The sequence below is a fragment of the Enterobacter sp. N5-15 genome (assembly GCF_057221635.1).
Genome location: NZ_CM170150.1, coordinates 2259287 through 2282108 on the forward strand (window position 1 = coordinate 2259287; position 22822 = coordinate 2282108).

The window sequence follows — 22822 nt, forward strand, 5'->3', positions numbered from 1 at the left end:
TTTTAATTATGCGATTACGCCACGTTGTTTACAGCCAGGATGTGACCCATGAGCACTTTGCCCTCTGTCGTGAGTCGGTTTGTTGAGTACTACGCCGCACTGGATAGCCAGCCGCCGTCCGCGCTGGTGGGGCTTTACCATTCGAATGCCACGCTTATCGATCCGTTTGGCGAGCATGACGGGATTTTCGCGCTTCAGCGCTATTTCACCCATCTGCTGGCCAACGTCGAGCATTGCCGTTTTTCCATCGATTCGCCGCTTTGCAGCGAAAGCCGGTTTGTTGTCACCTGGATGATGCACTGGTCGCACCCGCGCATCGCCGGGGGAGAGCCGCTTGAACTGCCGGGGTGTTCAGTGGTACAGACGGAAAGCGATCTCATCACGCACCAGCGCGACTACTACGATGCGGGAGAGATGATCTACGAACATCTTCCTCTGCTTGGCTGGGCGGTGCGCGGCGTGAAGCGGAGGGTCAAATCATGAAGACGGTGCTGATTACCGGCGCAAGCTCGGGCATCGGTGCCGGGCTGGCGAAATCCTATGCTGCTGACGGCTACCACGTGATTGCCTGCGGACGCGATCCGGCGCGTCTTGAAGCGCTGCATCAGACCTGCCCTAATCTCACCGTTCGCCTGTTCGATATGACAGACAGGGACGCCTGTCGCCAGGCCCTGACCGGCAGCTACGCCGATCTGATTATCCTCTGCGCCGGCACCTGCGAATACCTCGAGCAGGGCGTGGTGGATGCGGCGCTGGTGGAGCGGGTTATGGCGACAAATTTCCTTGGCCCGGTGAACTGCCTTGACGCGCTGCAGGCGCAGCTGGCTGCTGGCAACCGCGTGGTGCTGGTGAGCTCGATGGCCCACTGGCTGCCTTTTCCTCGCGCAGAGGCCTACGGCGCGTCCAAAGCGGCCCTGAGCTGGTTTGCCGAAAGTCTGCGGCTGGACTGGGAGCCAAAAGGGATTGCCGTGACGGTGGTCTCCCCGGGCTTTGTCGATACGCCGCTGACGCGCAAAAACGATTTTGCCATGCCGGGCAGGGTGAGCGTCGACGAGGCGGTAAGGGCGATCCGTACCGGGCTGGCGGCAGGAAAAATGCATATCGCGTTTCCTGACGGGTTCGGCTTTATTTTGCGGTTGCTCTCCGGGCTGCCCGCGTTTCTTCAGCGCGCGCTGCTGCGCAGGATGGTGCGTTCATGAACATTGCGATTATCGGCAGCGGCATTGCCGGGCTGACCTGCGCCTGGCGCCTGGCCGGACACCATCAGGTGACCCTGTTTGAAGCGGGCGCCACGCCCGGCGGCCATACCGCAACGGTTGACGTGGCGACGCCACAGGGCACATACGCGATCGATACCGGGTTTATCGTCTACAACGACCGCACCTATCCGCGCTTTATGGGCCTGCTCAGCGAGCTGGGCATCAGCGGGCAGAAAACGCAGATGAGCTTTTCGGTGCACAACCCGGCGACGGGGCTGGAGTACAACGGACACACCCTGACATCGCTGTTTGCCCAGCGCCGAAACCTGGTGAATCCGGTATTCTGGCGGCTGCTCGGGGAGATCGTCCGCTTCAATCGTCTGGCGAAACAGGCGCTGGACGGGGAGGTGGACCCGAACGCCACGCTGCAGACGTTTCTGGAACAGCACAGCTTCACGCCGTTTTTCGCGCGCCACTACATTCTGCCTATGGGGGCCGCCATCTGGTCATCGTCGCTGCAGGAGATGAAGCGTTTCCCGCTGCCGCTCTTTTTGCGCTTCTTCCACCACCACGGCCTGCTGGATATCACCCAGCGCCCGCAGTGGTACGTGGTGCCGGGCGGCTCGCGGGAGTATATCCGCGCGATGATGGAAAAATTGGGTGACCGCCTGACGCTGCACCTGAACGCGCCGGTGCAGCGGGTGAGCCGCCACGAGCACGGGGTTACGCTTCAGCTCGAAGACGGCAGCCAGACCTTCGATCGGGTGATTTTTGCCTGCCACTCCGCCAGCGCGCTGGCGATGCTTGATGACCCGACCCCCGCGGAGCGCGAGGTGCTGGGCGATATCGGCTGGCAGCGCAACGAGGTCGTTTTACACAGCGATCCGCGCTGGCTGCCGGTGCGGCAGCGCGCGTGGGCCAGCTGGAACTACCGCCTGAGCGCGCAGGAACAGGCCAGCGCTTGCGTCACCTACAACATGAACATCCTGCAGGGGCTGCCTGCGGGCAGTCCGCTGTTCTGCGTCACCCTGAATCCGGACGCGCCGGTAGATGAACGCTTCGTTCTGCAACGCTTTGTCTATGAACACCCGCTGTTTAACCCGCAAAGCTGGCGGGCGCAGGCGCGGCGCGGCGAGATCAACGGTCATAACCGGAGCTGGTACTGCGGGGCCTACTGGTACAACGGTTTTCATGAAGATGGCGTGCGCAGCGCGCTGGACGTGGTCAATGCGATAGCGGCCGGAGAGGGGGAACTGAGATGAACAGCTGCCTCTACCACGGCGTCTTACGCCACCGTCGCCTCCAGCCGAAAACCCATGAATTTAGCTACAGCGTCTTTATGGCCTGGCTGGATCTCGATGAACTGACACAGCTGTCGTCCGTCGGCGTGCGGCGTAATCGCTTTGCCGGCGCCTCGTTCCACGACGCCGACTACCCGCTCGGTACGCCGCTCAAAGAGAACGTGCTGAGCAGGCTGGAGAGCCTGACCGGAGAACGCCCGGACGGGCGGGTCATGCTTCTGACGCAGCTGCGCTATTTCGGCTTTCATTTCAATCCGGTCAACTTTTACTACTGCTACGACGGGAAGGGAACGCTGCGCTGGGTGCTGGCGGAGGTTCGCAACACGCCGTGGAATGAACGCCATTACTATGCCGTCAACGGACAGGATGCGCAGCCCACGGAAAAAGCGTTTCACGTTTCCCCCTTCAACCCGATGGACATGATCTACCACTGGCGCTTTAACGACCCGGATAACTCGCTGCATATGCACATTGAAAATCATCAGGAAGCGAAGGTCTTTGACGCCACGCTCGCGCTGCGCCGGGAGCCGTTGACGCGCCCCGCGCTGCGCTCGCTGTTGCTGCGCATCCCGCTCATGACCCTGAAAACCGTTTTTGCCATTTACTGGCAGGCGCTGCGCCTGTGGCTCAAGCGCGTGCCGCTGTATAACCACCCCGTCAGCAGGAGTGAACGCTCATGACCGATCCCGTCTTTGCGTTAGAACCCGATATCCCGCGCAACGTCCGCCTCGCGCGATGGCTGCTGTTTCGTCTGTTAAGCGGCATCCGCGGCGGCTCGCTCACGCTGCGTGAAGGGGCACAGACCTTTCATTTTGGCGAGACGTCCTCCGCGCTGCATGCCGACGTGCAGATCCTCACGCCCGGCGTCTACTGGCGCGTCTTAACGGGCGGGAGCCTTGCTGCGGCAGAAGCCTGGATGGACGGCGAATGGGAAACCGCGCACCTCACGCCGCTTCTGGAGCTGCTGGCGCTCAACGGCGAGGTGCTCGGTCGTCTGGAAAACGGGTTCCGCCTGCTCGGCAGGCCGCTGGAGCGGATACGCCACTGGACGCGGCGTAACTCCCGCCTGCAGGCGCGCGAAAATATTGCCGCCCATTACGATCTGGGCAATACCTTTTATGCCCATTTTCTGGATAAGGAGCTGCTCTATTCCAGCGCGCTGTTTACCGCTGACGAGCAGGATCTGACGGCGGCCCAGCAGGCCAAAATGGCGCGCCTGTGTGACCAGCTAGCGCTAAGCCCGGGTGACCACCTGCTGGAAATTGGCACCGGCTGGGGCGCGATGGCGGAATACGCCGCCCGTCATTATGGCTGTCGGGTAACGACCACTACGCTATCGCAGGAGCAATATATCTGGGCGACCGAGCGGATCGTCCGCGCCGGGTTGCAGGATCGCGTTGAGGTGCTGCTCTGCGACTATCGCGACCTCACCGGACAGTACGACAAGCTGGTCTCGATAGAGATGATTGAAGCCGTCGGGCAACGCTATCTGCCGACGTTCTTCCGCACCTGCCAGGCGCGGCTGCGCCCCGGAGGACGGATGGCAATTCAGGCCATCACTATTCAGGACCAGCGCTATCGCGACTACAGCAAAAGCGTCGATTTTATCCAGCGCTACATTTTTCCCGGCGGCTTCTTGCCGAGCATTACCGCGATGAACGAGCTGATGACGCGCCACACCGATTTCGTGGTGCGCAACCTCTTCGACATGGGCCCCGACTACGCCCGCACGCTGGCCCACTGGCGGCAGCGCTTTGTCCACGCCTGGCAGGAGATTGAAAAGCTCGGCTTCGATGAACGGTTCCGCCGCATGTGGCTGTACTACTTCGGCTACTGCGAAGCCGGGTTTAACGCTCGCACCATCAGCGTGGTGCAGCTGACCGCCGAGCGCGTATGAGACGGTATTTTCAGGTCTTCCTGCTGGCCGTCGCGTTCGATCTTTACTGGGCGCTGGTGGTGCTCTTTCGCGAACAGGGCCTGATTATCTGGTTCGCGCTGGCGATCCTGGCGTGCCTGCTCTTGCCGCCTGCATACCGTTTTTACGCTATTGGGCTGGCTGCGGCGGGCAGCCTGCTGGATGCCCTCTGGGCCCTGACCGGGCTGATTGCCTTTACCGGCGAGTCCCTGATGCCGTTATGGATGGTGGCACTGTGGCTGATGTTCGCCACGGTCTGGACGCAGCTGACACGCACCACCACGTTACCCGGCTGGCTGCTGACCCTGCTGGCCGCCGCGGGGGGGCCGGTGGCTTACCTGTTTGGCGAGCGGCTAGGGGGCATTACGTTTCTGGAGCCGACCTTTATCGTCGTGAGCTGGATGGCGCCGGGCTGGCTGGTGTTGATGCTGTTTTTCCACCTGCTGATGGGGAGACAAAAATGAGAGCTGCGTTTTTGCTGCTTTGGCTAACGCTGGTTGTGCCTGCTGCCCAGGCCGCCGACTGGCTTGCCTGGCGTAAGGTGGGGGACGCCACGCTCACCTGGGGACCTTTCACCGTCTATACCTCCCAGCTGCGCACCCCTGATGGGCGTTACAGCCGGGACCAGGATCAGGCGCTGATCATTACCTATGCGCGCGACATCGATCGCGATGAACTGGTTGAGGCGACCCGCGACCAGTGGCAGGCGCAGGGCATCCTGGCGCAGGAGCCGCAAAGCGAAGCCTGGCTGCGGATGCTCCAGTCGCTGTGGCCGGATGTCCGACCGGGTTCACAGCTGGCGTTTGTTTTCAACGATAAGCAGGGGCAGTTCTGGTACCGCGAGTCGGCTGCCCGGAAAACCTTTATTCCACTCGGACCACGCCAGTCGGAAGCGTTCAGCACCCGTTTTCTGGCCATCTGGCTCGATCCCCGCACGCAATATCCTGAGCTGCGTCAGCAGTTAATCGGAGGCCAAAAATGAAACGTATCCTGATGATGGCGCTGGCATTCACGATGCTGCTGGCGGGCTGTAGCACGGAGGTGGCCGAGTATCGCCAGCAGCAGCCGCGGCTTGATATCTTCCACTACTTCCAGGGCAAAACCGAAGCGTGGGGGATGGTGCAGGATCGCAGCGGCAAGCAGATCCGCCGTTTCCACGTTGAGATTGCCGGGGACGTTATCGGCGATACGCTGACGCTCAATGAGCACTTTGTCTACGACGATGGCGAGAAGCAGCAGCGGGTCTGGCATATTCGCCGCGTGGGGAACGATCGCTACGAGGGAACGGCAGGGGATATTGAAGGAGTTGCCACGGGACAGGCCGCAGGCAACGCCTTTAACTGGCATTACAGCATGAACGTGACGGCCAACGGCAGCACCTGGCTGCTGAACTTCGACGACTGGATGTACCTGCAGGATGAGACGCATCTGTTTAACAAAACCGAGATGAAGAAATTTGGCGTCACCGTCGCCACGGTGACGCTGTTCTTTACCCGTAAGACCTCAGCTTAGTCGCGGACGCTGCCGGTTTTGCTGCTGGAGTAGATGAAGTACAGGGCAATCCCCAGGCACACCACCGCGCTCAGACGGCTCGGTGAAAACGGAATGGCGGGATTGCCCAGCCAGCCAAAGTTATCAATCAGCATACTCATGGCGAGCTGGCCGAATATCACCGCCACCGTGGCGACGGCGGTGCCGATCCGCTGTACGGCGAGCACCATTATCACGATATAGGGCACGCCAAACATCGCCCCGAGGAGCTGCCATTTCGGCACGTCCAGCAGCGTGACCGCCTGCTTAGGCTCAAAGAAGAAAATGAGCAGGGCGGTCACCAGCGCGCCGACGGAAAACGTCAGAAACGCGCTCTTGAAAACGCCCACGCTGCTGCCGAGCTGCCCGTTAATCGCTGCCTGTATGCTCAGCGTTGCGCCGCCACAGACGGCCAGAAGAATCATCATCAGTGTCATACGTTTACCCCTGTGCCACCAGAACCAGTGCGGCAATAATAAAAACCAGCGCCACGATGCGTTTCGCGTTAATCTTTCTGTGTGGCGTACCCAGCAGACCAAAGTGATCGATGATCAGGCTTTTAAAGACCTGACCGGCCAGAATGCCAATCATGGTCATTGCGATGCCGATAGCGGGGGTCGCAACGGTCAAAATGACCACGTAAACAGGGCCAAGCACGCCGCCGAGCAGCTGCCAGCCGGGCTGTGCGAAAAACGACGGGCTGTTACGCGGGCTGAAAAACAGCATCAGCAGAAACGTCAGCGCGGCGCCTACGCCGAAGATGCTGAACGTCGCCCATAAGTCACCCACTTCGCCGCCCAGCGGACCCAGCAGTCCAGCCTCGACGGAGAGGCCCATCCCGCCGGCAATCACCAGTAAAATCAACACAAACTGCATTACGCTTCCTCCGTTTTCAGGCGAAGAAGATTACGTCGGCAGCCTCGTGAGAAAAATGCCATAATGCTGGAAACACCTTTGCAGGATATGCATTAATGGTCGACGCCAGCAACATCAACGTCCGCGCGCTGCTGATCTTTATTGACGTGTATGAAGCGCAGAACTTCTCCGTCGTGGCGCGGCGGCAGGGGATATCGGCCTCGCAGATATCGCGCGTGATCCACCAGCTTGAGGATGCGCTCGGTCAACAGCTTTTCTACCGCAATACGCGGGCCGTCATCCCGACGGAAAGCGGTCATCTGTTTATTCGCTATGCCCGGTCGATGGCGGAAAATCTGGAAGAGGCGCGCCGGGAGCTGGACGCGCGTGCGGTGGAGCCTTCCGGCGCGATCCGCATTAACGGACCTGTGTTCTTTGGTCAGAAGCATATTGCGCCCGGCCTTCCCGGCCTGTCGGAACGCTATCCCCGCCTCAGCGTAGAGCTGACGCTGACCGATGATTTTATCGATCCCCATCGGGATGCCGCCGACGTGATCTTCCGGATTGGCGTGCTGACGGACTCCTCGTTTCATGCGCGGGTGTTCGGGCAGCAGATTTATCATCTGGCGGCATCGCCAGACTACGTGCGAAAACAGGGTGCGCCTGAAGGGCCGGACGATCTGAACCGTCATCACTGTCTTGTCTATCGCGGATCGTCAGGGCCTAACCGCTGGCTGTTTCGCAGGAAGGGCGAGGCGTGGATACACTATCCCGTTACGCCATTGATGACCTCCAATAATGCGGAAGCGTTACTGGCTGCGGCGCTGGGTGGAATGGGGATCGTGCTGTTCCCGGACTGGCTGGTGAGCGAGCAGCTCCAGCGCGGCGAGCTGATTCCGCTCCTCCCTTCGCTGGAGTGTGCCATCAATACGGAACAGCAGGCTATTGCGGCGATCTATCCTGATGCCCGACATCCGCCCCTGAACGTCAGGGCGGTGATTGATTATTACGTCGAGCACTTTGGTACGCCGCCGTACTGGCAAACGTAAAGGATTACGCGCCGAGCTCTTTGCGGATAATTTCTGCGCCAGCGCTGAGCGCTCTCAGCTTGCCGTTAGCAACCTCGCGGGAGAGAGGAGCCATACCGCAGTTGGTTGACGGGTAAAGCTTGTCCGCATCGACAAACTGCAGCGCTTTACGCAGCGTATCGGCGACTTCCTCCGGCGTTTCAACGGCGTTCGTTGCCACATCAATCGCGCCGACCATCACTTTCTTACCGCGGATCAGCTCCAGCAGATCCATCGGTACGCGGGAGTTGTGGCACTCGAGCGAGATGATGTCGATGTTAGACGTCTGCAGCTTAGGGAAGGCCTCTTCATACTGTCGCCATTCTGAGCCGAGCGTCTTTTTCCAGTCCGTATTGGCCTTGATGCCGTAGCCGTAGCAGATGTGTACGGCGGTTTCGCACTTCAGCCCTTCAACGGCGCGCTCCAGCGCGGCGATACCCCAGTCGTTCACCTCGTCAAAAAAGACGTTAAATGCCGGTTCATCAAACTGGATAATATCGACGCCTGCGGCCTCTAACTCACGCGCTTCCTGATTGAGGATTTTGGCAAATTCCCAGGCCAGCTTTTCGCGGCTCTTATAGTGCGCGTCGTAAAGGGTGTCGATCATGGTCATCGGCCCGGGCAGGGCCCATTTGATTGGCCTGTCCGTGAGCTGACGCAGGTATTTTGCATCGTCCACGAATACCGGCTTCTGACGCGCAACGGCTGAAACCACGGTCGGCACGCTGGCGTCATAGCGGTTACGAATGCGTACCGTCTGGCGATTTTCGAAATCCACGCCGCTCAGGTGTTCAATAAAGGTGGTGACGAAGTGCTGGCGGGTCTGTTCCCCGTCGCTGACAATATCGATTCCCGCACGGATCTGCTCATCCAGAGACAGGCGCAGCGCATCCTGTTTACCCGCCAGCAGTTCCTGATCCTGTAATTTCCAGGGTGACCACAGCGTTTCGGGTTGTGCAAGCCAGGTCGGCTTAGGGAGGCTGCCAGCCGTAGACGTCGGGAGCAATGTTTTCATAATAAAAGACCTTTTTGAATGAATTAAAGCGTGTAGTTATCAGACCACTGCTCAAGAATATGTTGGTAAGGCTTAATGAAGTACGCTTCGGTAAAGCGGCCCTGTTCAATCGCCAGCTGGCTTCGCTCTTCCCGGTCATAGACAATTTTGGTTAAGGAGTGATCCTGCTGGTTCAGATCCGGTCGGTAGTACAGTCCCGCCGTCGAGTTTGCGTTATAAATTTCCGGGCGATAGATTTTCTGGAACGTCTCCATCGTGCTGATGGTGGCAATCAGTTCCAGATCGGTGTAATCACTCAGCAAATCCCCGGTAAAGAAGAACGCGAAAGGCGCCACGCTGTTTTCCGGCATGAAATAGCGAACCTGCAGGCCCATCTTCGCGAAGTACTGTTCCGTTAGCGACTCGCCATCCGGCTGATACTCAATGCCCAGCACGGGGTGCTGGTTACCGGTGCGGCGGTAGGTGTCTTTGCTGGAGACGCTCAGGCAGATCACCGGTCCCTTTCTGAAGTTCTCTTTGTATTCCGGCGAATTCACAAAGTGGCGGAAAATATTGCCGTGCAGTTCGCCAAACTTTTCCGGAATGCTGAAGTGCGGCTGGTTCTTGTTGTGTTCCAGCAGCAGCACGCTGAAATCATAGTCCCGCACGTAAGAAGAGAAGTTATTCCCGACGATGCCTGGGATACGCAGGTTATTTTTTTTGTCGACAATAGTGGTTTGCAATATCTCAATGGCCGGGAACGGTTTTTCCGCGCCAATGTTCAAATCGACAGAGATGATTTCAAGCTCAACCGCGTAGCGATCGGCGTTTGGGTTATCCCAGCGCGCTAAGGCGTTAAAGCGGTTGTTGATCATCACCAGCGTATTGCGCAGGTTTTCCTGACGTTTTTCACCGCGCGCCAGGTTGGCAAAGTTGGTGGTCGTACGCGTATTTTCTGACGGGTTGTAATTCTCATCGAAGCAACTGCGCTTAAGGGTATATGTGAAAGCTTTGCTCATTGTGGTTATGCATCCTAAGTTCATGTTGCTAAGAAGTTGCCGATGCATAATTTATGCCTGAGCCCGCAGCGTAGGGGAAGTGACTTAATTTCAATGCAACATGAGCGAAGTTCATGAAGTGTAATGCTCGAGGTGTCGCTGCCTTCATGCCGGGTGGCGCTGCGCTTACCCGGCCTACGGTTCTGCTAATGTCGCACTCTTTCCTCAATTCCCGCTATAATCCCCAAAATTTCCAACCGGTTTAGAAACGATCATGACAAAACTCACCTTACAAGAGCAGATGCTGAAAGCGGGCTTAGTCAGCAGCAAGAAAGCGGCGAAAGTGCAGCGCACGGCAAAGAAATCACGCGTTCAGGCGCGTGAAGCTCGTGAAGCGGTAGAAGAGAACAAAAAGGCGCAGATCGAGCGCGACAAGCAGCTGAGCGAGCAGCAGAAGCAGGCCGTGCTGGCGAAAGAGTTTAAAGCACAGGTGAAGCAGCTGATTGAGATGAACCGCATCACCGTGGCGAGAGGCAACATTACCTTTAACTTCACCGACGGCAATCTCATCAAAAAAATCGAGGTCGACAAGCAAACTCAGGCTCAGCTGATCAACGGCCGTCTTGCTATTGCCCGTCTGGTCATTAACGCCAGCGGCGACTGTGAATACGCGATTATTCCGGCGGTGGTGGCCGATAAAATTGCCCAGCGCGATGCCGACAGCATCGTGTTAAACAGCGCGCTCAGTCAGGAAGAACAGGACGAAGACGATCCGTACGCGGACTTCAAAATCCCTGACGATTTGATGTGGTAAACCGCATTCAGAACGGGGCGGCGTGACGGGCGTTAACCGGCTCTCCGCTCACGGGATGAATAAAATTCAACTCGCTGGCATGCAGCATCAGCCGGGGCGCGTGTTCCGCCCCCTGCGCGTCAAGACCGCCATACAGATCGCAGCCCAGAATCGGGTGCCCCAGCTGCTGGCAGTGAATACGCAGCTGATGGGTTCGCCCGGTCTCCGGTGTCAGTTTCACCCGCGTTAACGGCAGCCCCGTCTCCTGATAAAACCGTTCCACCACCCGATAGCGGGAGCGGGCGGGTTTACCGTTGATGGCGCAGATCGACATTAGCGGGAACAGCGCCGGGTCTTTGGCAATCGGCGCGTCTATCACTCCCTCATCGTTTTCCAGATGTCCGCAAAGCAGGGCGCTGTAGACTTTCTCCACGCTGCGCTGGCTGAACTGCTGGCACAGCGCCGCGTTGATGGCCTTATTGCGCGCAACCACCATCAGCCCGGACGTGCCAAAATCCAGACGGTGTACCAGCGTGCAGCCGGGGAACGTCTGGACCAGACGATAATGGACAGAATCAAGGTTTTGCGGATTTTTGCCCGAGAGGCTGAGCAGACCGGAAGGTTTATTGATCAGCAGCAGATGTTCATCCTGCCAGAGGATCTCAATGTCGTCGTGACACGGTGGGGCTATAAAAGAATCAGTAATCGCAGACATCAGGCCGCCCGGCTGGAGAGTGGGAGCGGATGATAACGAAATGCGGGAGAAAAGAAAAACCCTCCCACCTGGCGGTGAGAGGGCAAAATCTTACGCTGCAACCAGGCTGTCGATTGCGGCTTTCGCATCGGTCTGCGCTTTGGTCGCCACTTCCGGACCGTAAGCGATACCTTCCGCGAACACGAAGTTCACGTCAGTGATGCCGATGAAGCCCAGGAACAGGCTCAGGTACGGCGCAACCAGGTCGGTTGGGGTGTCTTTATGGATGCCGCCACGGCTGGTCAGTACAACCGCACGCTTGCCTTTCACCAGACCTTCAGGACCGTTCTCGGTGTAACGGAAGGTTACGCCAGCGCGAGCCACCAGGTCGAAGTAGTTCTTCAGCTGGGTAGGAATGTTGAAGTTGTACATTGGGGCGTTGATGACGATAACGTCGTGCGCCTGCAGCTCAGCAATCAGCTCGTCGGACAGGGCCAGAGCTTCCTGCTGACGTGGAGACAGAGGTGCATCGCTTGGGCGCAGCGCGCCAACCAGCTCGCCATCCAGCACAGGAATTGGGTTTGCAGCCAGGTCACGCACGGTGATTTCGTCAGCAGAATGCTGTTCACGCCACTGTTCAACGAAGTAATCAGACAGCTGACCAGACTGAGAGTACCCTGCCAGAATACTGGATTTCAAAACTAATACTTTGCTCATGGGTGATTCCTGTTGTTGCATTTGATTGAAGGGGGTTGCCCCGTTGCTTGTTGACACTCTATTCACAATCCTGCCACAGAGATAGCGCAATATATCGAAGCCTATGTTCGAATTTTTTGAATAAGGCGCTAAAGGCGTCAATGTGGTACTCTATAGCAATCATTAAAAAGAGAGTTTATCAGGGCGTGTACTGCCCTTTAACGCTATGACAGAACAACAAAAATTAACCTTCCCGATGCTCCTGCAACAGCTTGATTCTCTGATGCTGCGCGATAAACAGCGCTTTGTCCGCCGTCTGCACGGCGTGAAGAAGGTTAAAAATCCTGATGCACAACAGGCCATTTACCAGGAGATGGCGAAAGAGATTGAACAGGCGGCAGGGAAAGTTGTGCTGCGTGAAGCCGCACGCCCGGCGATTACCTACCCGGAAAACCTGCCCGTCAGCCAGAAAAAACAGGACATCCTCGAGGCCGTACGCGATCACCAGGTGGTGATTGTCGCGGGTGAAACCGGTTCGGGGAAAACCACCCAGCTGCCGAAAATCTGTATGGAGCTGGGGCGCGGGCTAAAAGGGCTGATTGGCCACACCCAGCCGCGTCGACTGGCGGCACGTACCGTGGCGAACCGTATTGCCGAAGAGCTGCAAACGGAGCCGGGTGGCTGCATTGGTTACAAGGTGCGATTCAGCGACCACGTTAGCGATAACACCATGGTCAAGCTGATGACCGACGGTATTCTGCTGGCGGAAATCCAGCAGGATCGCCTGCTGATGCAGTACGACACCATCATCATTGACGAAGCGCACGAGCGTAGCCTGAACATCGACTTCCTGCTCGGCTACCTGAAAGAGCTGCTGCCGCGTCGCCCGGATCTGAAAATCATCATCACCTCCGCGACCATCGACCCGGAACGCTTCTCAAAGCATTTCAACAATGCGCCGATTATCGAAGTCTCTGGCCGTACCTATCCGGTTGAGGTGCGCTATCGACCGATTGTGGAAGAGGCGGATGATACCGAGCGCGACCAGCTGCAGGCCATCTTCGATGCCGTTGAGGAGCTGGGCAACGAAAGCGCGGGCGACATTCTGATCTTCATGAGCGGCGAGCGCGAAATTCGCGACACCGCCGATGCGCTCAGCAAGCGCGACCTGCGCCACACGGAGATCCTGCCGCTTTACGCGCGCCTGTCAAACAGCGAGCAGAACCGCGTATTCCAGCCGCACGGCGGGCGACGTATCGTTCTGGCAACCAACGTGGCGGAAACCTCGCTGACCGTGCCGGGGATTAAATACGTTATCGACCCGGGCACGGCGCGCATCAGCCGCTACAGCTATCGCACCAAGGTCCAGCGGCTGCCGATTGAGCCGGTCTCTCAGGCTTCCGCCAACCAGCGTAAGGGCCGCTGCGGCCGCGTGTCGGAAGGGATCTGTATTCGCCTCTATTCCGAAGATGATTTCCTGTCGCGTCCGGAATTTACCGACCCGGAAATTCTGCGTACCAACCTGGCGTCCGTTATCCTGCAGATGACCGCGCTGGGGCTGGGCGACATCGCGGCGTTCCCGTTCGTCGAAGCGCCGGACAAACGCAACATTCAGGACGGCGTACGTCTGCTGGAAGAACTCGGTGCCATTACCACCGACGAGCAGGCCACGGTCTACAAGCTTACGCCGCTGGGCCGCCAGCTCAGCCAGCTGCCGGTGGATCCGCGCCTGGCCCGTATGGTGCTGGAAGCACAGAAGCACGGCTGCGTGCGCGAGGCGATGATCATTACCTCGGCGCTCTCCATTCAGGATCCGCGCGAGCGTCCGATGGACAAACAGCAGGCGTCCGACGAAAAGCACCGTCGCTTCCACGACAAAGAGTCCGATTTCCTCGCCTTCGTAAACCTGTGGAACTATCTCGGCGAGCAGCAGAAAGCGCTCTCCTCGAACCAGTTCCGCCGTCAGTGCCGCGTGGATTTTCTCAACTACCTGCGCGTGCGCGAGTGGCAGGATATCTACACCCAGCTGCGCCAGGTGGTGAAAGAGCTGGGCATTCCGGTTAACAGCGAACCGGCGGAGTACCGCGAAATTCACATCGCGCTGCTGACCGGCCTGCTGTCCCACATTGGGATGAAGGACGCCGAAAAGCAGGAGTATACCGGCGCGCGTAACGCCCGTTTCTCCATCTTCCCCGGTTCCGGCCTGTTCAAGAAGCCGCCGAAATGGACCATGGTTGCGGAGCTGGTGGAAACCAGCCGCCTGTGGGGGCGCATTGCCGCGCGTATCGATCCGGAATGGGTGGAGCCGGTGGCTCAGCACCTGCTGAAACGCTCGTACAGTGAACCGCACTGGGAGCGCGCGCAGGGCGCGGTAATGGCGACCGAGAAGGTGACCGTTTACGGCCTGCCGGTGGTCGCCGCGCGTAAGGTCAACTACAGCCAGATTGACCCGGCGCTCAGCCGCGAGCTGTTTATCCGCCACGCGCTGGTAGAGGGTGACTGGCAGACGCGCCACGCGTTCTTCCGCGAAAACCTGAAGCTGCGCGCGGAAGTGGAGGAGCTTGAGCACAAGTCCCGCCGCCGCGACATTCTGGTGGACGATGAGGCGCTGTTTGAGTTTTACGATCAGCGTATCAGCCACGAGGTTATTTCCGCTCGCCATTTTGACAGCTGGTGGAAGAAAGCCAGCAAAGAGACGCCGGACCTGCTCAACTTCGAAAAGAGCATGCTGATTAAAGAGGGGGCGGAGTCGGTCAGCAAGCTCGACTACCCGAACTTCTGGCATCAGGGCAACCTCAAGCTGCGTCTGACGTATCAGTTTGAACCGGGTGCCGACGCGGATGGCGTGACCGTTCATATTCCGCTGCCGCTGTTAAACCAGGTCGATGAGGGCGGGTTTGAGTGGCAAATCCCCGGCCTGCGCCGCGAGCTGGTGATTGCGCTGATCAAATCCCTGCCTAAGCCGGTGCGCCGCAACTTTGTGCCTGCGCCAAACTACGCGGAAGCGTTTTTAGGCCGCGTCACGCCGCTGGAGCTGCCGCTGCTGGACGCGCTGGAGCGTGAATTCCGGCGCATGACCGGCACCACCATCGACCGCGATGACTGGAACTGGGATCAGGTGCCCGATCACCTGAAAATCAGCTTCCGCGTGGTGGATGATAAAAACAAAAAGCTGCTGGAAGGACGTTCGCTGAGCGAGCTGAAAGAGTCGCTGAAAGGGAAAGTTCAGGAGACGCTTTCTGCGGTGGCGGACGACGGTATCGAGCAGAGCGGGCTGCACATCTGGAGCTTTGGGCAGCTTCCGGAAAGCTACGAACAGAAGCGCGGTAACTATAAGGTCAAAGCCTGGCCTGCGCTGGTGGACGAGCGCGACAGCGTGGCGATCAAACTGTTCGATAACCCGCTGGAACAGCAGCAGATGATGTGGCGCGGGCTGCGTCGCCTGCTGCTGCTGAACATCCCGTCGCCGATTAAGTATCTGCACGAGAAGCTGCCGAACAAAGCCAAGCTGGGGCTGTACTTTAACCCGTACGGCAAGGTGCTGGATCTGATTGACGACTGCATCTCCTGCGGCGTGGACAAGCTGATCCACGAGGCGGGCGGTCCGGTCTGGACGGAAGAGGGCTTTGCTCAGCTTCATGAAAAGGTGCGCGCGGAGCTGAACGACACCGTGGTGGAGATTGCCAAACAGGTCGAGCAGATCCTCACCGCCGTGTTCAATATCAACAAGCGCCTGAAGGGGCGCGTGGATATGACCATGGCGCTGGGTCTGTCGGACGTGAAGGCGCAGATGGCGGGGCTGGTCTATCGCGGCTTTGTCACCGGCAACGGCTTCAACCGTCTCGGCGATACGCTGCGCTATCTGCAGGCGATTGAAAAACGTCTGGAAAAAATGGCTATCGACCCGCACCGCGATCGCGCGCAGATGCTGAAAGTGGAAAGCGTGCAGCAGGCGTGGCAGCAGTGGCTAAACAAGCTGCCGCCGGCGCGCCGCGATGATGAAGACGTTCAGGCGATCCGCTGGATGATCGAGGAGCTGCGCGTCAGCTTCTTTGCCCAGCAGCTCGGTACGCCGTATCCGATTTCGGATAAGCGTATTCTGCAGGCGATGGAGCAGATCTCCGGTTAAAACCCTTGCCCGGTTTTCTCCCTCTCCCTGTGGGAGAGGGTCGGGGTGAGGGCATCAGGCCGCACAATTTTCACCGGTTCACCATTGCCAGCGTAAACCCATCCCATCCCTTAACCCCCACCGTTTGCAGCGCGGTGGCGGTTAAGCGCGGGTTATCCCCAATCATCTCGATAAAACGCCGCACGCCCAGCACGCGCGCGTCGTCGCTTTGTCCGTTAATGACCTCGCCGTCGCGCACCACGTTATCGCCGATAATCACCGTGCCGGGACGGGAATAGTGCAGCGCCCACTCCAGATAGCCGGGATTGTTTGGCTTATCGGCATCAATAAAGATCAGGTCAAACGGCGGAACGTCACCGAAATTCTCCAGCGAGTTCAGCGCCGGGCCTTCAATTAATTCAATACGATCGTTCAGCCCCGCGAGGCGAATATTCTGGCGGGCAACGTCGGCATGCGTCGGGTCAGCCTCAAGCGTAATCAGCTTTCCGTCCGGCGGCAGGGTGCGCGCCATCCAGATTGAGCTATAGGCACCCAGCGTCCCGATCTCAAGAATGCGTCTTGCCTGCGTCATGCGCACGAACAGCGCCAGCAGCTGCCCCTGATTGGCCGCAACATCGTGTTCAGGTAGCCCGGCGCGCTTGTTGTTTTCCAGTACCTGACTCAGCACGTCATCGTCAGGAATAAGCGAAGAAATCATGTAATTATCTACTGCAGACCATTGTTGTTGCATAGATTGACTCCTTGGATTTTTCTCCCTCTCCCTGTGGGAGAGGGTCGGGGTGAGGGCATCAGCGCGCAAGGCGGTTCATGCGTTCTTCCAGCCGCCGCCCAGCGCCCTGTAGAGATCCACCTGCGCCAGCAGCAGGTTATTTTTAGCCTGTACGACGCTGGTCTGAACCGAGAACAGCGTGCGCTGCGCGTCCAGCACGTCCAGATAGGATGAATAACCGTTGCGATAGCGATTCTGCGCAATGCGCAGCGTCTCCTGCGCCACATCCTGCTGTGCAAGCAGCTCCGTCAGCTGTTCCTGATAGCGCGTAAAAGCATCAAGGCTGTTATTCACTTCGGCAAACGCGTTACGCACGGTTTTTTCATAGGCGTACAGCGCCTGGTTCCGCTGGGACTGGGAAATGTCTACCTGCGCATTCAGCGCCTGGCGGTTCAGCAGCGGGGCAAGAATACTGCCCCCGACGCTCCAGAGCTGAAGCGGGTTGTCCAGCAGGCCTGAAAGGGTACGATCCTGGACCGATCCGGTCGCAGTCAGGTTGATCGACGGCAGCAGGCTGGCGCGTGAGGCGGCAAGCGAGGCGTCTGCCGCAACCAGCTGTCGTTCGGCCTGAACGATATCCGGTCGACGGTTCAGGAGCGTAGACGGCAGCTGTGACGGCAGCTTCAGCGGCGTCAGCGTCTCATAGCTTTCACTGCGCGCCACCGCGCCGGGATTGCTTCCCAGCAGCAGGCTCAGGGCGTTCTCCTGCTGCGCAATCTGATGCTGCAGCAAGGGAACCTGCGCTCGCGTCGAGCGCAGTTCGGAATCCGACTGCATCAGCTCCAGACGCGAGCTGTAGCCCGTCTCAAACTGACGTTTCGCGAGGTTAAATGCCTCTTCGCGTGATTTCAGCGTGGATTCGGTCACGCGCAGCTGTTCGTCAAGCGAGAGCAGGGTGACATACCCGGAGGCAACGGAAGACGCGACGGTCAAATCCGCGGCGGCAGCGGCGGCTTTTTGCGCCTCCAGCGAGGCTTCGGCTGCACTGGCCGTGCTGCGGTTGACGCCCCAGATATCAACGTCATAGCTCGCCGTCAGGCTGCCTCTGTACAGCGTGCCGTAGACCGGCAGCCCGGTCGCGGCGGATTGCGAGCGGGCGCGCGTCCCCGTTACGCCCGCGTCAAGCGAAGGAAACAGGCTGCCGTCGGCCGCAAAGACCCGCGCCTGATACTCGTTAATCCGTTCGCGGGCGATCAGCACGTCGCTGTTGTTCTTAAGCGCCTGATCCACATAGCGGTTGAGGTTGTTGTCATGGAAATTGCGCCACCAGAGCTGCTCCGCCGGGCTGGCAGGACCGGAATCGGCGCGCCACTGGGTGGGGATTTGCAGCGTCGGCTGAGCCGGTTTTACGTCGACGGACTGGCATCCGGCGAGCATCACCGCCAGCACCAGACCGGCTATCGGGCGAAGGATCATGGCTTCGCCTCCCGCGTATCAATGGTCACCTGCACCGACATGCCCGGACGCAGCAGCGCGATCGCCTCTGGCTTGCCGAGCACCTCGATGCGCACCGGAATACGCTGGGCGATTTTGACAAAGTTGCCGGTGGCGTTGTCCGGCGTGATGGCGCTGAATTCAACCCCGGTTGCCGGCGAAATACTCTCCACGCGGCCCTGATACGCTTTATCGTTCAGGGCATCGACGGTGAATTTTACCGGCTGACCGACGCGCAGCTCCGCAAGCTGGGTCTCTTTAATATTGGCAATGACCCAGTGCTGAGGCGGCACAAGGGTGGTGAGATGGGTCCCGGCGGTCACATACGCCCCGAGACGCACGGCTATCTGGCCGAGCTGACCGTCGCGAGGGGCGATAATGCGGGTGTTTTGCAGGTCAATCTGCGCCAGCTCCAGCGTCGCTTTCGCGTTTTCGACATCCGCCTCCAGCGCGCCGCGATTGACAATCACCGTCTGCAGATCCTGACGCGACATCTCAAGCGTGGCTTTAGCCTGGTCGATATCGGCGCTGCCCTGGGCGGCGCTGGCCAGCGCCGCGTCGCGCTCGCGAATAGAAAGGGAACCATCAGCCGTCAGATCCTTCACGCGCTTTAAATCTGCCTGCGTTTTCAGGCTCTGGGCGCGCGCATTCTTCAGCGCCGCGTCGTTTTTGGCGATCGTCGCTTCGGCGCTTTTACGCTGCTGCAGGTTGTTATTGAGCGCGGCAATTTTCATCGCCAGCTGTGCCTCGGCCTGATGCACGCGCTGACGATAGATGCGGTCATCAATCTGCAGCAGCAGGTCGCCTTTTTTAACCTGCACAAAGTCCTGAACCTTCACCTCGGTGATATAGCCATTCACCTGGGGGCTGATAAACGTCGTCTGACCGCGCACGTAGGCGTTGTCGGTAAACTGCGCGTGGCGGGTGAACGGCGGCAGCTGCCACGCATAAAGGATCACCAGTACGCCGACAATACCGATGGCAGCGGCGGTGAAAACGGAAACAATGCGCACATTTTTGCGGGTGTTGGCCTGCTCTTTGGCGGCATCCTGCTGACTCATAAACTCTCCAGAACTATTTCAATTATTTATTGCCGGTGGCGTTCTTAAGCGCCATACGGGCAGTGATGCGCAGGCGCAGCAAGCGCCATAAAATCCAGACCAGCGTGGCGGCAGCGATGCTCGCCGTCAGCAGATAAGTATCGTTGTAAGCCAGAATATTCGCCTCCAGCGAGGTCGCCGTTTGCAGCTGCGTTATCGCCTGCGTTCCCAGCAGCGAACTGTCGCCAATCAGGCTTTGGTACATCTGGGTGTAAATCTGGATACGCTCGTTGACCAGCGGATTGAGCGTGGTGAGCTGGTCCGCCAGCAGGCTAGAGTGGTACTTCTCGCGCCAGGTCTGGAAGGTCCCGAGGATCGCGGAACCCAGCAGGCCGCCAAGGTTCTGACTCATGCCAAACATCACCGAGAAGCTGACCAGGTTGCGCGGATCGGCGATCACCCCGCCAATGGCGGCCAGCATGGCGGGTGCCAGGAAGAAGGCGCTGCCGAAGCCCAGCAGAAACTGGCTTAGCATCAGCTGATCCGGCCGGGTCAGGTTGTTGGACTGGCTGTCCAGCAGCGAGGCAACAATCATCAGCGCCAGAGAGGTGATGATTGGCCACGCAAGTTTCGTCGGCTTGATGGTGAGACAGCTGGTGACGATCCCGCAGACGATCCCGGCGAAAATGGACCACGCCAGGTGGGTCATCTGCTCGTTCTGTAACCCCACGTACTGAAGCCAGCCGATGACGCCGGTGTTTTGCTCTGCCAGCACGATACGGATCAGCAGCATGATGAGCCCCAGACGGACGATGCTGCCGCTCGATAGCCAGCGGGTGTTCAGCAGCGGGTTGGCGCGGTTATGTTCAAAGACGATGGCAGACACAATTAATACCAGCGACAGCGCCAGCGACCAGCCGATCCACGGCGCCTCGAACCACCAGTCAAGACGGCCTAAAGAGAGCACGGCGCAGAGCAGGGCCATTCCCGGGGCCATTAAAAAGAAGGTGATGAAGTCTTTTTTCTCAAAGACCTTGCGCCTGTCGCCCGGCGGCAGTTTTAAGGCTATTACGCAGGCCAGGGAGATCAGCGCCAGCCCGAGCTCGAAGAAATAGAGCCCGCGCCACTCGTCCAGCTGCAGCAGTTCGGTCGAAAACAGGCGGGCCAGAGGGATAGCGAGTGACGACCCGGTAATCCCGATGGTGAGCGCCTTCAGGCGGTGTTTCGCAGGCCAGGCCTGGATCTGATAGTAAATCCCCAGCGAGCTGAGCGCGGCGGCCACCATCCCGTGCGCGGCGCGAACCATTAGCGCCGAACTGAGATCGTTAACGAACAGGTGGAAAAAGGTCACCAGCACGTACAGCACCAGAAAACCTTCCGTGAAGGCGCGCAGACCGTACTGCTGGCGGAACTTAACCAGCAGCAGGTTGATAGAGATGTTGGTCATGACGTAGACCGCGGGCAGCCAGGCGATTTCGGTCGACCAGGCCCCGAAGGTTCCCTGCAGATTTTGCAGGTTGGCGGTCACCACCGCATTTCCCAGCGCTCCCGTCAGGCACACCAGCAGGCCAACGACGCCGTAGGCAATACGTTTTGGCGTAGTGTGCTCGGGTGTGGAAGGCGAACCCAGTAGGGCGGGTTTCTCATGTGGCTGCCACTCGCGAGGAGCATAAGGGTCGCGTTCGGGCAGGCGCATAACGTCGTTTACCTTAGAAATAGTTGAATAATTAGCGGGCTAGCGATTCTACGTCTGCCGCAAATGATAATTCAAGTGAATATGATTTACGCATGTTAATCAAATGTAGAAGGGAAGTTTAAGGAAAAAGAGCGGCCCGAAAGTCGGGCCGACAACGATCAGAGATGTTCGGGCTGTGCCTGCAGGTGGGACGCTCGCTTGACGCGGCTGGCGCAGAAAATGGCGATTAGGGAAATGACTACCGTGACGGCAAGATACCAGGCCACCGGAACCCAGTCGCCGTCATATTTTGCCAGCAGTCCGGTGGCAATCAGCGGCGCGGTACCGCCCGCCAGCGCGGCACCCAGCTGATAACCGAGCGTAATGCCGGTGTAGCGTACGTTTGCACTAAAAATTTCAGAGCACAGCGTACCGAGTACCGCCGTTACCGGTGCCCACAACACGCCAAAGGCGATGACAGTCGCGAGCACAATGCCCCAGGTTGTTCCGGTATTGAGCAGCATAAACCACGGCACGATAAACAAACCCAGGATGAAGACGCTGGTGGCATACATGCGTTGACGGCCAATTTTATCCGAGAGAAGTCCCATTAACGGAATCATAACCGTGGCCACCAGGGCTCCCAGCGTCACGGCTTCCAGCGCCTGCGATTTCTGATAGGCCAGCGTGCTGGTGGCATAGCTCACCACGAATGTTGAGAAAATATAGAACGGAGCGGTTTCCACAACCTTTAAACCGGCGGCAATCAACACTTCGCGCCAGTGATGCTTCAGCGTATCGCGTAGTGGGGCCTTCGCCACCTGACCCGATTGTTTTACCTTCTTGAAATCAGGCGTCTCGTCGATGTCCTTACGGATCCACAGGCCAAGCAACACCAGAACCGAGCTCAGCAGGAACGGGATGCGCCAGCCCCAGGAGAGGAAATCCTCCTCGCTGAAAAGCGTCATCAGCGAAACGATAAAGGTTGCCATCAGCATGCCGATGGTGACGCCCGCCTGCGGAATACTGCCGAAGAAGCCTTTACGTTTTTCGGGCGCGTATTCATAGGCCAGCAACAGCGCGCCGCCCCATTCACCGCCGATGCCCATCCCCTGAATGATACGCATCAGAATCAGCAGAGCGGGAGCCCAAAGGCCAATCATCTCATACGTGGGCAGCAGGCCAATCATAACGGTTGCACCTCCCATGAGTGAGAGGGTGAGAACGAGGGTTTTTTTACGTCCGATGCGGTCGCCGATATGGGCGAAAAGTACCCCGCCAATGGGACGAATAAAAAAGGTTAATGAGAAAGAGAGATAAGAGAGTATGAGTCCGATCACCGGATCGACCATCGGGAAAAAGATCTTATTAAAGACCAGCGCGGCCGCCGTACCGTAGAGAAAATAGTCAAACCATTCAATGGCGCTCCCGGTAAGGCTGGCGATTAACACCTTCTTATTTTTTCGTAATACCGTCGTCGTACTTTCATGTTCTGTCATGACCTGAAACTCCGCCACATTGATAAAAGTTATAGGTGTCACCTGGCGCGCTTCAGGTGCAACCTGCGATGATGAAGTGGTTGTGAAATTGTTAAGCAACTTAGGTTTTGATGTTACATTTGGCAAGCTCACGGGGAATGAAACTGGTCAGATCACGACGAAATAAGCAGCGTTGGGTGCTTTTTCAGAGAGCGCGAGCAACAGGATGTTTTGTATGATGGAAAACTAAAAGCA

Annotated in this window: 22 protein-coding genes; 11 read left to right on the top strand and 11 right to left on the bottom strand. The window is 58.4% G+C overall.

Annotation, left to right across the window (positions count from 1 at the left end; translation table 11 throughout):
* The first annotated feature begins 48 nt into the window (after positions 1-48).
* The 8 genes from AC2TE5_RS10825 to AC2TE5_RS10860 are packed head-to-tail and all read left to right on the top strand — an operon-like array spanning position 49 to position 5927.
* Complete coding sequence (locus AC2TE5_RS10825; protein ID WP_484613230.1) at positions 49-483, top strand: nuclear transport factor 2 family protein; 435 nt, start codon at positions 49-51, stop codon at positions 481-483.
* Entirely contained in the window at positions 480-1199 is a 720-nt protein-coding gene (locus AC2TE5_RS10830) for an SDR family NAD(P)-dependent oxidoreductase (RefSeq protein WP_484613231.1), read from the top strand. The genes AC2TE5_RS10825 and AC2TE5_RS10830 overlap by 4 nt, the downstream gene beginning before the upstream one ends.
* The gene (locus AC2TE5_RS10835) at positions 1196-2461 is read left to right on the top strand and encodes an NAD(P)/FAD-dependent oxidoreductase (RefSeq protein ID WP_484613232.1); all 1266 of its coding nucleotides are present in this window, start codon (positions 1196-1198) and stop codon (positions 2459-2461) included. Before AC2TE5_RS10830 ends, AC2TE5_RS10835 begins: the two co-directional genes overlap by 4 nt.
* Entirely contained in the window at positions 2458-3180 is a 723-nt protein-coding gene (locus AC2TE5_RS10840) for a DUF1365 domain-containing protein (RefSeq protein WP_213329314.1), read from the top strand. The genes AC2TE5_RS10835 and AC2TE5_RS10840 overlap by 4 nt, the downstream gene beginning before the upstream one ends.
* Entirely contained in the window at positions 3177-4397 is a 1221-nt protein-coding gene (locus AC2TE5_RS10845) for a class I SAM-dependent methyltransferase (protein ID WP_484613233.1), read from the top strand. The genes AC2TE5_RS10840 and AC2TE5_RS10845 overlap by 4 nt, the downstream gene beginning before the upstream one ends.
* Entirely contained in the window at positions 4394-4879 is a 486-nt protein-coding gene (locus tag AC2TE5_RS10850; RefSeq protein ID WP_484613234.1) for a DUF2878 domain-containing protein, read from the top strand. Before AC2TE5_RS10845 ends, AC2TE5_RS10850 begins: the two co-directional genes overlap by 4 nt.
* Positions 4876-5397: a hypothetical protein gene (locus AC2TE5_RS10855; RefSeq protein ID WP_484613235.1), complete on the top strand. Its 522-nt coding sequence runs from the start codon at positions 4876-4878 to the stop codon at positions 5395-5397. The genes AC2TE5_RS10850 and AC2TE5_RS10855 overlap by 4 nt, the downstream gene beginning before the upstream one ends.
* Positions 5394-5927 (top strand): DUF3833 domain-containing protein, encoded by a 534-nt coding sequence (locus tag AC2TE5_RS10860; RefSeq protein WP_121423644.1) that lies wholly within the window; start codon positions 5394-5396, stop codon positions 5925-5927. Before AC2TE5_RS10855 ends, AC2TE5_RS10860 begins: the two co-directional genes overlap by 4 nt.
* On the opposite strand, the gene AC2TE5_RS10865 is transcribed toward AC2TE5_RS10860, so the two are convergent.
* Together AC2TE5_RS10865 and AC2TE5_RS10870 are read right to left on the bottom strand one after the other, a co-directional pair.
* Positions 5924-6382 carry a DMT family transporter gene (locus AC2TE5_RS10865; RefSeq protein WP_213820540.1) on the bottom strand — a complete coding sequence of 153 codons (459 nt, stop codon included), beginning with the start codon at positions 6380-6382 and terminating at the stop codon, positions 5924-5926. The genes AC2TE5_RS10860 and AC2TE5_RS10865 overlap by 4 nt on opposite strands.
* Positions 6383-6386: 4 nt before the next feature.
* Positions 6387-6821: a DMT family transporter gene (locus AC2TE5_RS10870; RefSeq protein WP_023335619.1), complete on the bottom strand. Its 435-nt coding sequence runs from the start codon at positions 6819-6821 to the stop codon at positions 6387-6389.
* Positions 6822-6916: 95 nt separating this feature from the next.
* Between AC2TE5_RS10870 and AC2TE5_RS10875 the strand changes: the two genes are divergently transcribed.
* Complete coding sequence (locus AC2TE5_RS10875) at positions 6917-7849, top strand: LysR family transcriptional regulator (protein WP_484613236.1); 933 nt, start codon at positions 6917-6919, stop codon at positions 7847-7849.
* A gap of 4 nt (positions 7850-7853) precedes the next feature.
* Here the strand turns inward: AC2TE5_RS10875 and AC2TE5_RS10880 are convergent, their stop codons facing one another.
* Positions 7854-8882, bottom strand: coding sequence for a methionine synthase (locus AC2TE5_RS10880; RefSeq protein WP_484613237.1), 1029 nt, complete (start codon positions 8880-8882; stop codon positions 7854-7856).
* A 23-nt stretch (positions 8883-8905) separates the two neighbouring features.
* Positions 8906-9880, bottom strand: a complete 975-nt coding sequence (locus AC2TE5_RS10885; RefSeq protein WP_213329303.1) for a DUF1852 domain-containing protein — start codon at positions 9878-9880, stop codon at positions 8906-8908.
* Positions 9881-10133: 253 nt separating this feature from the next.
* Here AC2TE5_RS10885 and AC2TE5_RS10890 point away from each other — a divergent pair, with 253 nt between their 5' ends.
* Complete coding sequence (locus AC2TE5_RS10890) at positions 10134-10673, top strand: DUF2058 domain-containing protein (RefSeq protein WP_029740565.1); 540 nt, start codon at positions 10134-10136, stop codon at positions 10671-10673.
* A gap of 7 nt (positions 10674-10680) precedes the next feature.
* On the opposite strand, the gene AC2TE5_RS10895 is transcribed toward AC2TE5_RS10890, so the two are convergent.
* Positions 10681-11367 carry an RluA family pseudouridine synthase gene (locus tag AC2TE5_RS10895; protein WP_484613238.1) on the bottom strand — a complete coding sequence of 229 codons (687 nt, stop codon included), beginning with the start codon at positions 11365-11367 and terminating at the stop codon, positions 10681-10683.
* Between the two features lie 90 nt (positions 11368-11457).
* Complete coding sequence (gene azoR, locus AC2TE5_RS10900; RefSeq protein WP_080327161.1) at positions 11458-12063, bottom strand: FMN-dependent NADH-azoreductase; 606 nt, start codon at positions 12061-12063, stop codon at positions 11458-11460.
* 205 nt (positions 12064-12268) lie between these two features.
* Here azoR and hrpA point away from each other — a divergent pair, with 205 nt between their 5' ends.
* On the top strand, positions 12269-16171 hold the full coding sequence (gene hrpA, locus AC2TE5_RS10905) for an ATP-dependent RNA helicase HrpA (protein WP_484613239.1): 3903 nt from the start codon (positions 12269-12271) through the stop codon (positions 16169-16171).
* Positions 16172-16241: 70 nt separating this feature from the next.
* On the opposite strand, the gene AC2TE5_RS10910 is transcribed toward hrpA, so the two are convergent.
* From AC2TE5_RS10910 to AC2TE5_RS10930, 5 genes are all read right to left on the bottom strand, one after another.
* Positions 16242-16901 carry an O-methyltransferase gene (locus AC2TE5_RS10910; RefSeq protein ID WP_484613240.1) on the bottom strand — a complete coding sequence of 220 codons (660 nt, stop codon included), beginning with the start codon at positions 16899-16901 and terminating at the stop codon, positions 16242-16244.
* Positions 16902-16976: 75 nt separating this feature from the next.
* On the bottom strand, positions 16977-18356 hold the full coding sequence (locus AC2TE5_RS10915; protein WP_484613241.1) for an efflux transporter outer membrane subunit: 1380 nt from the start codon (positions 18354-18356) through the stop codon (positions 16977-16979).
* On the bottom strand, positions 18353-19435 hold the full coding sequence (locus AC2TE5_RS10920) for an HlyD family secretion protein (protein WP_484613242.1): 1083 nt from the start codon (positions 19433-19435) through the stop codon (positions 18353-18355). Before AC2TE5_RS10920 ends, AC2TE5_RS10915 begins: the two co-directional genes overlap by 4 nt.
* A gap of 22 nt (positions 19436-19457) precedes the next feature.
* The gene (locus tag AC2TE5_RS10925; RefSeq protein WP_484613243.1) at positions 19458-21110 is read right to left on the bottom strand and encodes an MFS transporter; all 1653 of its coding nucleotides are present in this window, start codon (positions 21108-21110) and stop codon (positions 19458-19460) included.
* Between the two features lie 158 nt (positions 21111-21268).
* Positions 21269-22588 (bottom strand): MFS transporter, encoded by a 1320-nt coding sequence (locus AC2TE5_RS10930; protein WP_213329284.1) that lies wholly within the window; start codon positions 22586-22588, stop codon positions 21269-21271.
* Positions 22589-22822: the final 234 nt, after the last annotated feature.

Bases quoted from the DNA above. Each gene is read 5' to 3' on its own strand.
- AC2TE5_RS10825 (WP_484613230.1), top strand. From the start codon at position 49: ATGAGCACTTTGCCCTCTGTCGTGAGTCGGTTTGTTGAGTACTACGCC.
- AC2TE5_RS10830 (WP_484613231.1), top strand. From the start codon at position 480: ATGAAGACGGTGCTGATTACCGGCGCAAGCTCGGGCATCGGTGCCGGG.
- AC2TE5_RS10835 (WP_484613232.1), top strand. From the start codon at position 1,196: ATGAACATTGCGATTATCGGCAGCGGCATTGCCGGGCTGACCTGCGCC.
- AC2TE5_RS10840 (WP_213329314.1), top strand. From the start codon at position 2,458: ATGAACAGCTGCCTCTACCACGGCGTCTTACGCCACCGTCGCCTCCAG.
- AC2TE5_RS10845 (WP_484613233.1), top strand. From the start codon at position 3,177: ATGACCGATCCCGTCTTTGCGTTAGAACCCGATATCCCGCGCAACGTC.
- AC2TE5_RS10850 (WP_484613234.1), top strand. From the start codon at position 4,394: ATGAGACGGTATTTTCAGGTCTTCCTGCTGGCCGTCGCGTTCGATCTT.
- AC2TE5_RS10855 (WP_484613235.1), top strand. From the start codon at position 4,876: ATGAGAGCTGCGTTTTTGCTGCTTTGGCTAACGCTGGTTGTGCCTGCT.
- AC2TE5_RS10860 (WP_121423644.1), top strand. From the start codon at position 5,394: ATGAAACGTATCCTGATGATGGCGCTGGCATTCACGATGCTGCTGGCG.
- AC2TE5_RS10865 (WP_213820540.1), bottom strand. From the start codon at position 6,382: ATGACACTGATGATGATTCTTCTGGCCGTCTGTGGCGGCGCAACGCTG.
- AC2TE5_RS10870 (WP_023335619.1), bottom strand. From the start codon at position 6,821: ATGCAGTTTGTGTTGATTTTACTGGTGATTGCCGGCGGGATGGGCCTC.
- AC2TE5_RS10875 (WP_484613236.1), top strand. From the start codon at position 6,917: ATGGTCGACGCCAGCAACATCAACGTCCGCGCGCTGCTGATCTTTATT.
- AC2TE5_RS10880 (WP_484613237.1), bottom strand. From the start codon at position 8,882: ATGAAAACATTGCTCCCGACGTCTACGGCTGGCAGCCTCCCTAAGCCG.
- AC2TE5_RS10885 (WP_213329303.1), bottom strand. From the start codon at position 9,880: ATGAGCAAAGCTTTCACATATACCCTTAAGCGCAGTTGCTTCGATGAG.
- AC2TE5_RS10890 (WP_029740565.1), top strand. From the start codon at position 10,134: ATGACAAAACTCACCTTACAAGAGCAGATGCTGAAAGCGGGCTTAGTC.
- AC2TE5_RS10895 (WP_484613238.1), bottom strand. From the start codon at position 11,367: ATGTCTGCGATTACTGATTCTTTTATAGCCCCACCGTGTCACGACGAC.
- azoR (WP_080327161.1), bottom strand. From the start codon at position 12,063: ATGAGCAAAGTATTAGTTTTGAAATCCAGTATTCTGGCAGGGTACTCT.
- hrpA (WP_484613239.1), top strand. From the start codon at position 12,269: ATGACAGAACAACAAAAATTAACCTTCCCGATGCTCCTGCAACAGCTT.
- AC2TE5_RS10910 (WP_484613240.1), bottom strand. From the start codon at position 16,901: ATGCAACAACAATGGTCTGCAGTAGATAATTACATGATTTCTTCGCTT.
- AC2TE5_RS10915 (WP_484613241.1), bottom strand. From the start codon at position 18,356: ATGATCCTTCGCCCGATAGCCGGTCTGGTGCTGGCGGTGATGCTCGCC.
- AC2TE5_RS10920 (WP_484613242.1), bottom strand. From the start codon at position 19,435: ATGAGTCAGCAGGATGCCGCCAAAGAGCAGGCCAACACCCGCAAAAAT.
- AC2TE5_RS10925 (WP_484613243.1), bottom strand. From the start codon at position 21,110: ATGCGCCTGCCCGAACGCGACCCTTATGCTCCTCGCGAGTGGCAGCCA.
- AC2TE5_RS10930 (WP_213329284.1), bottom strand. From the start codon at position 22,588: ATGACAGAACATGAAAGTACGACGACGGTATTACGAAAAAATAAGAAG.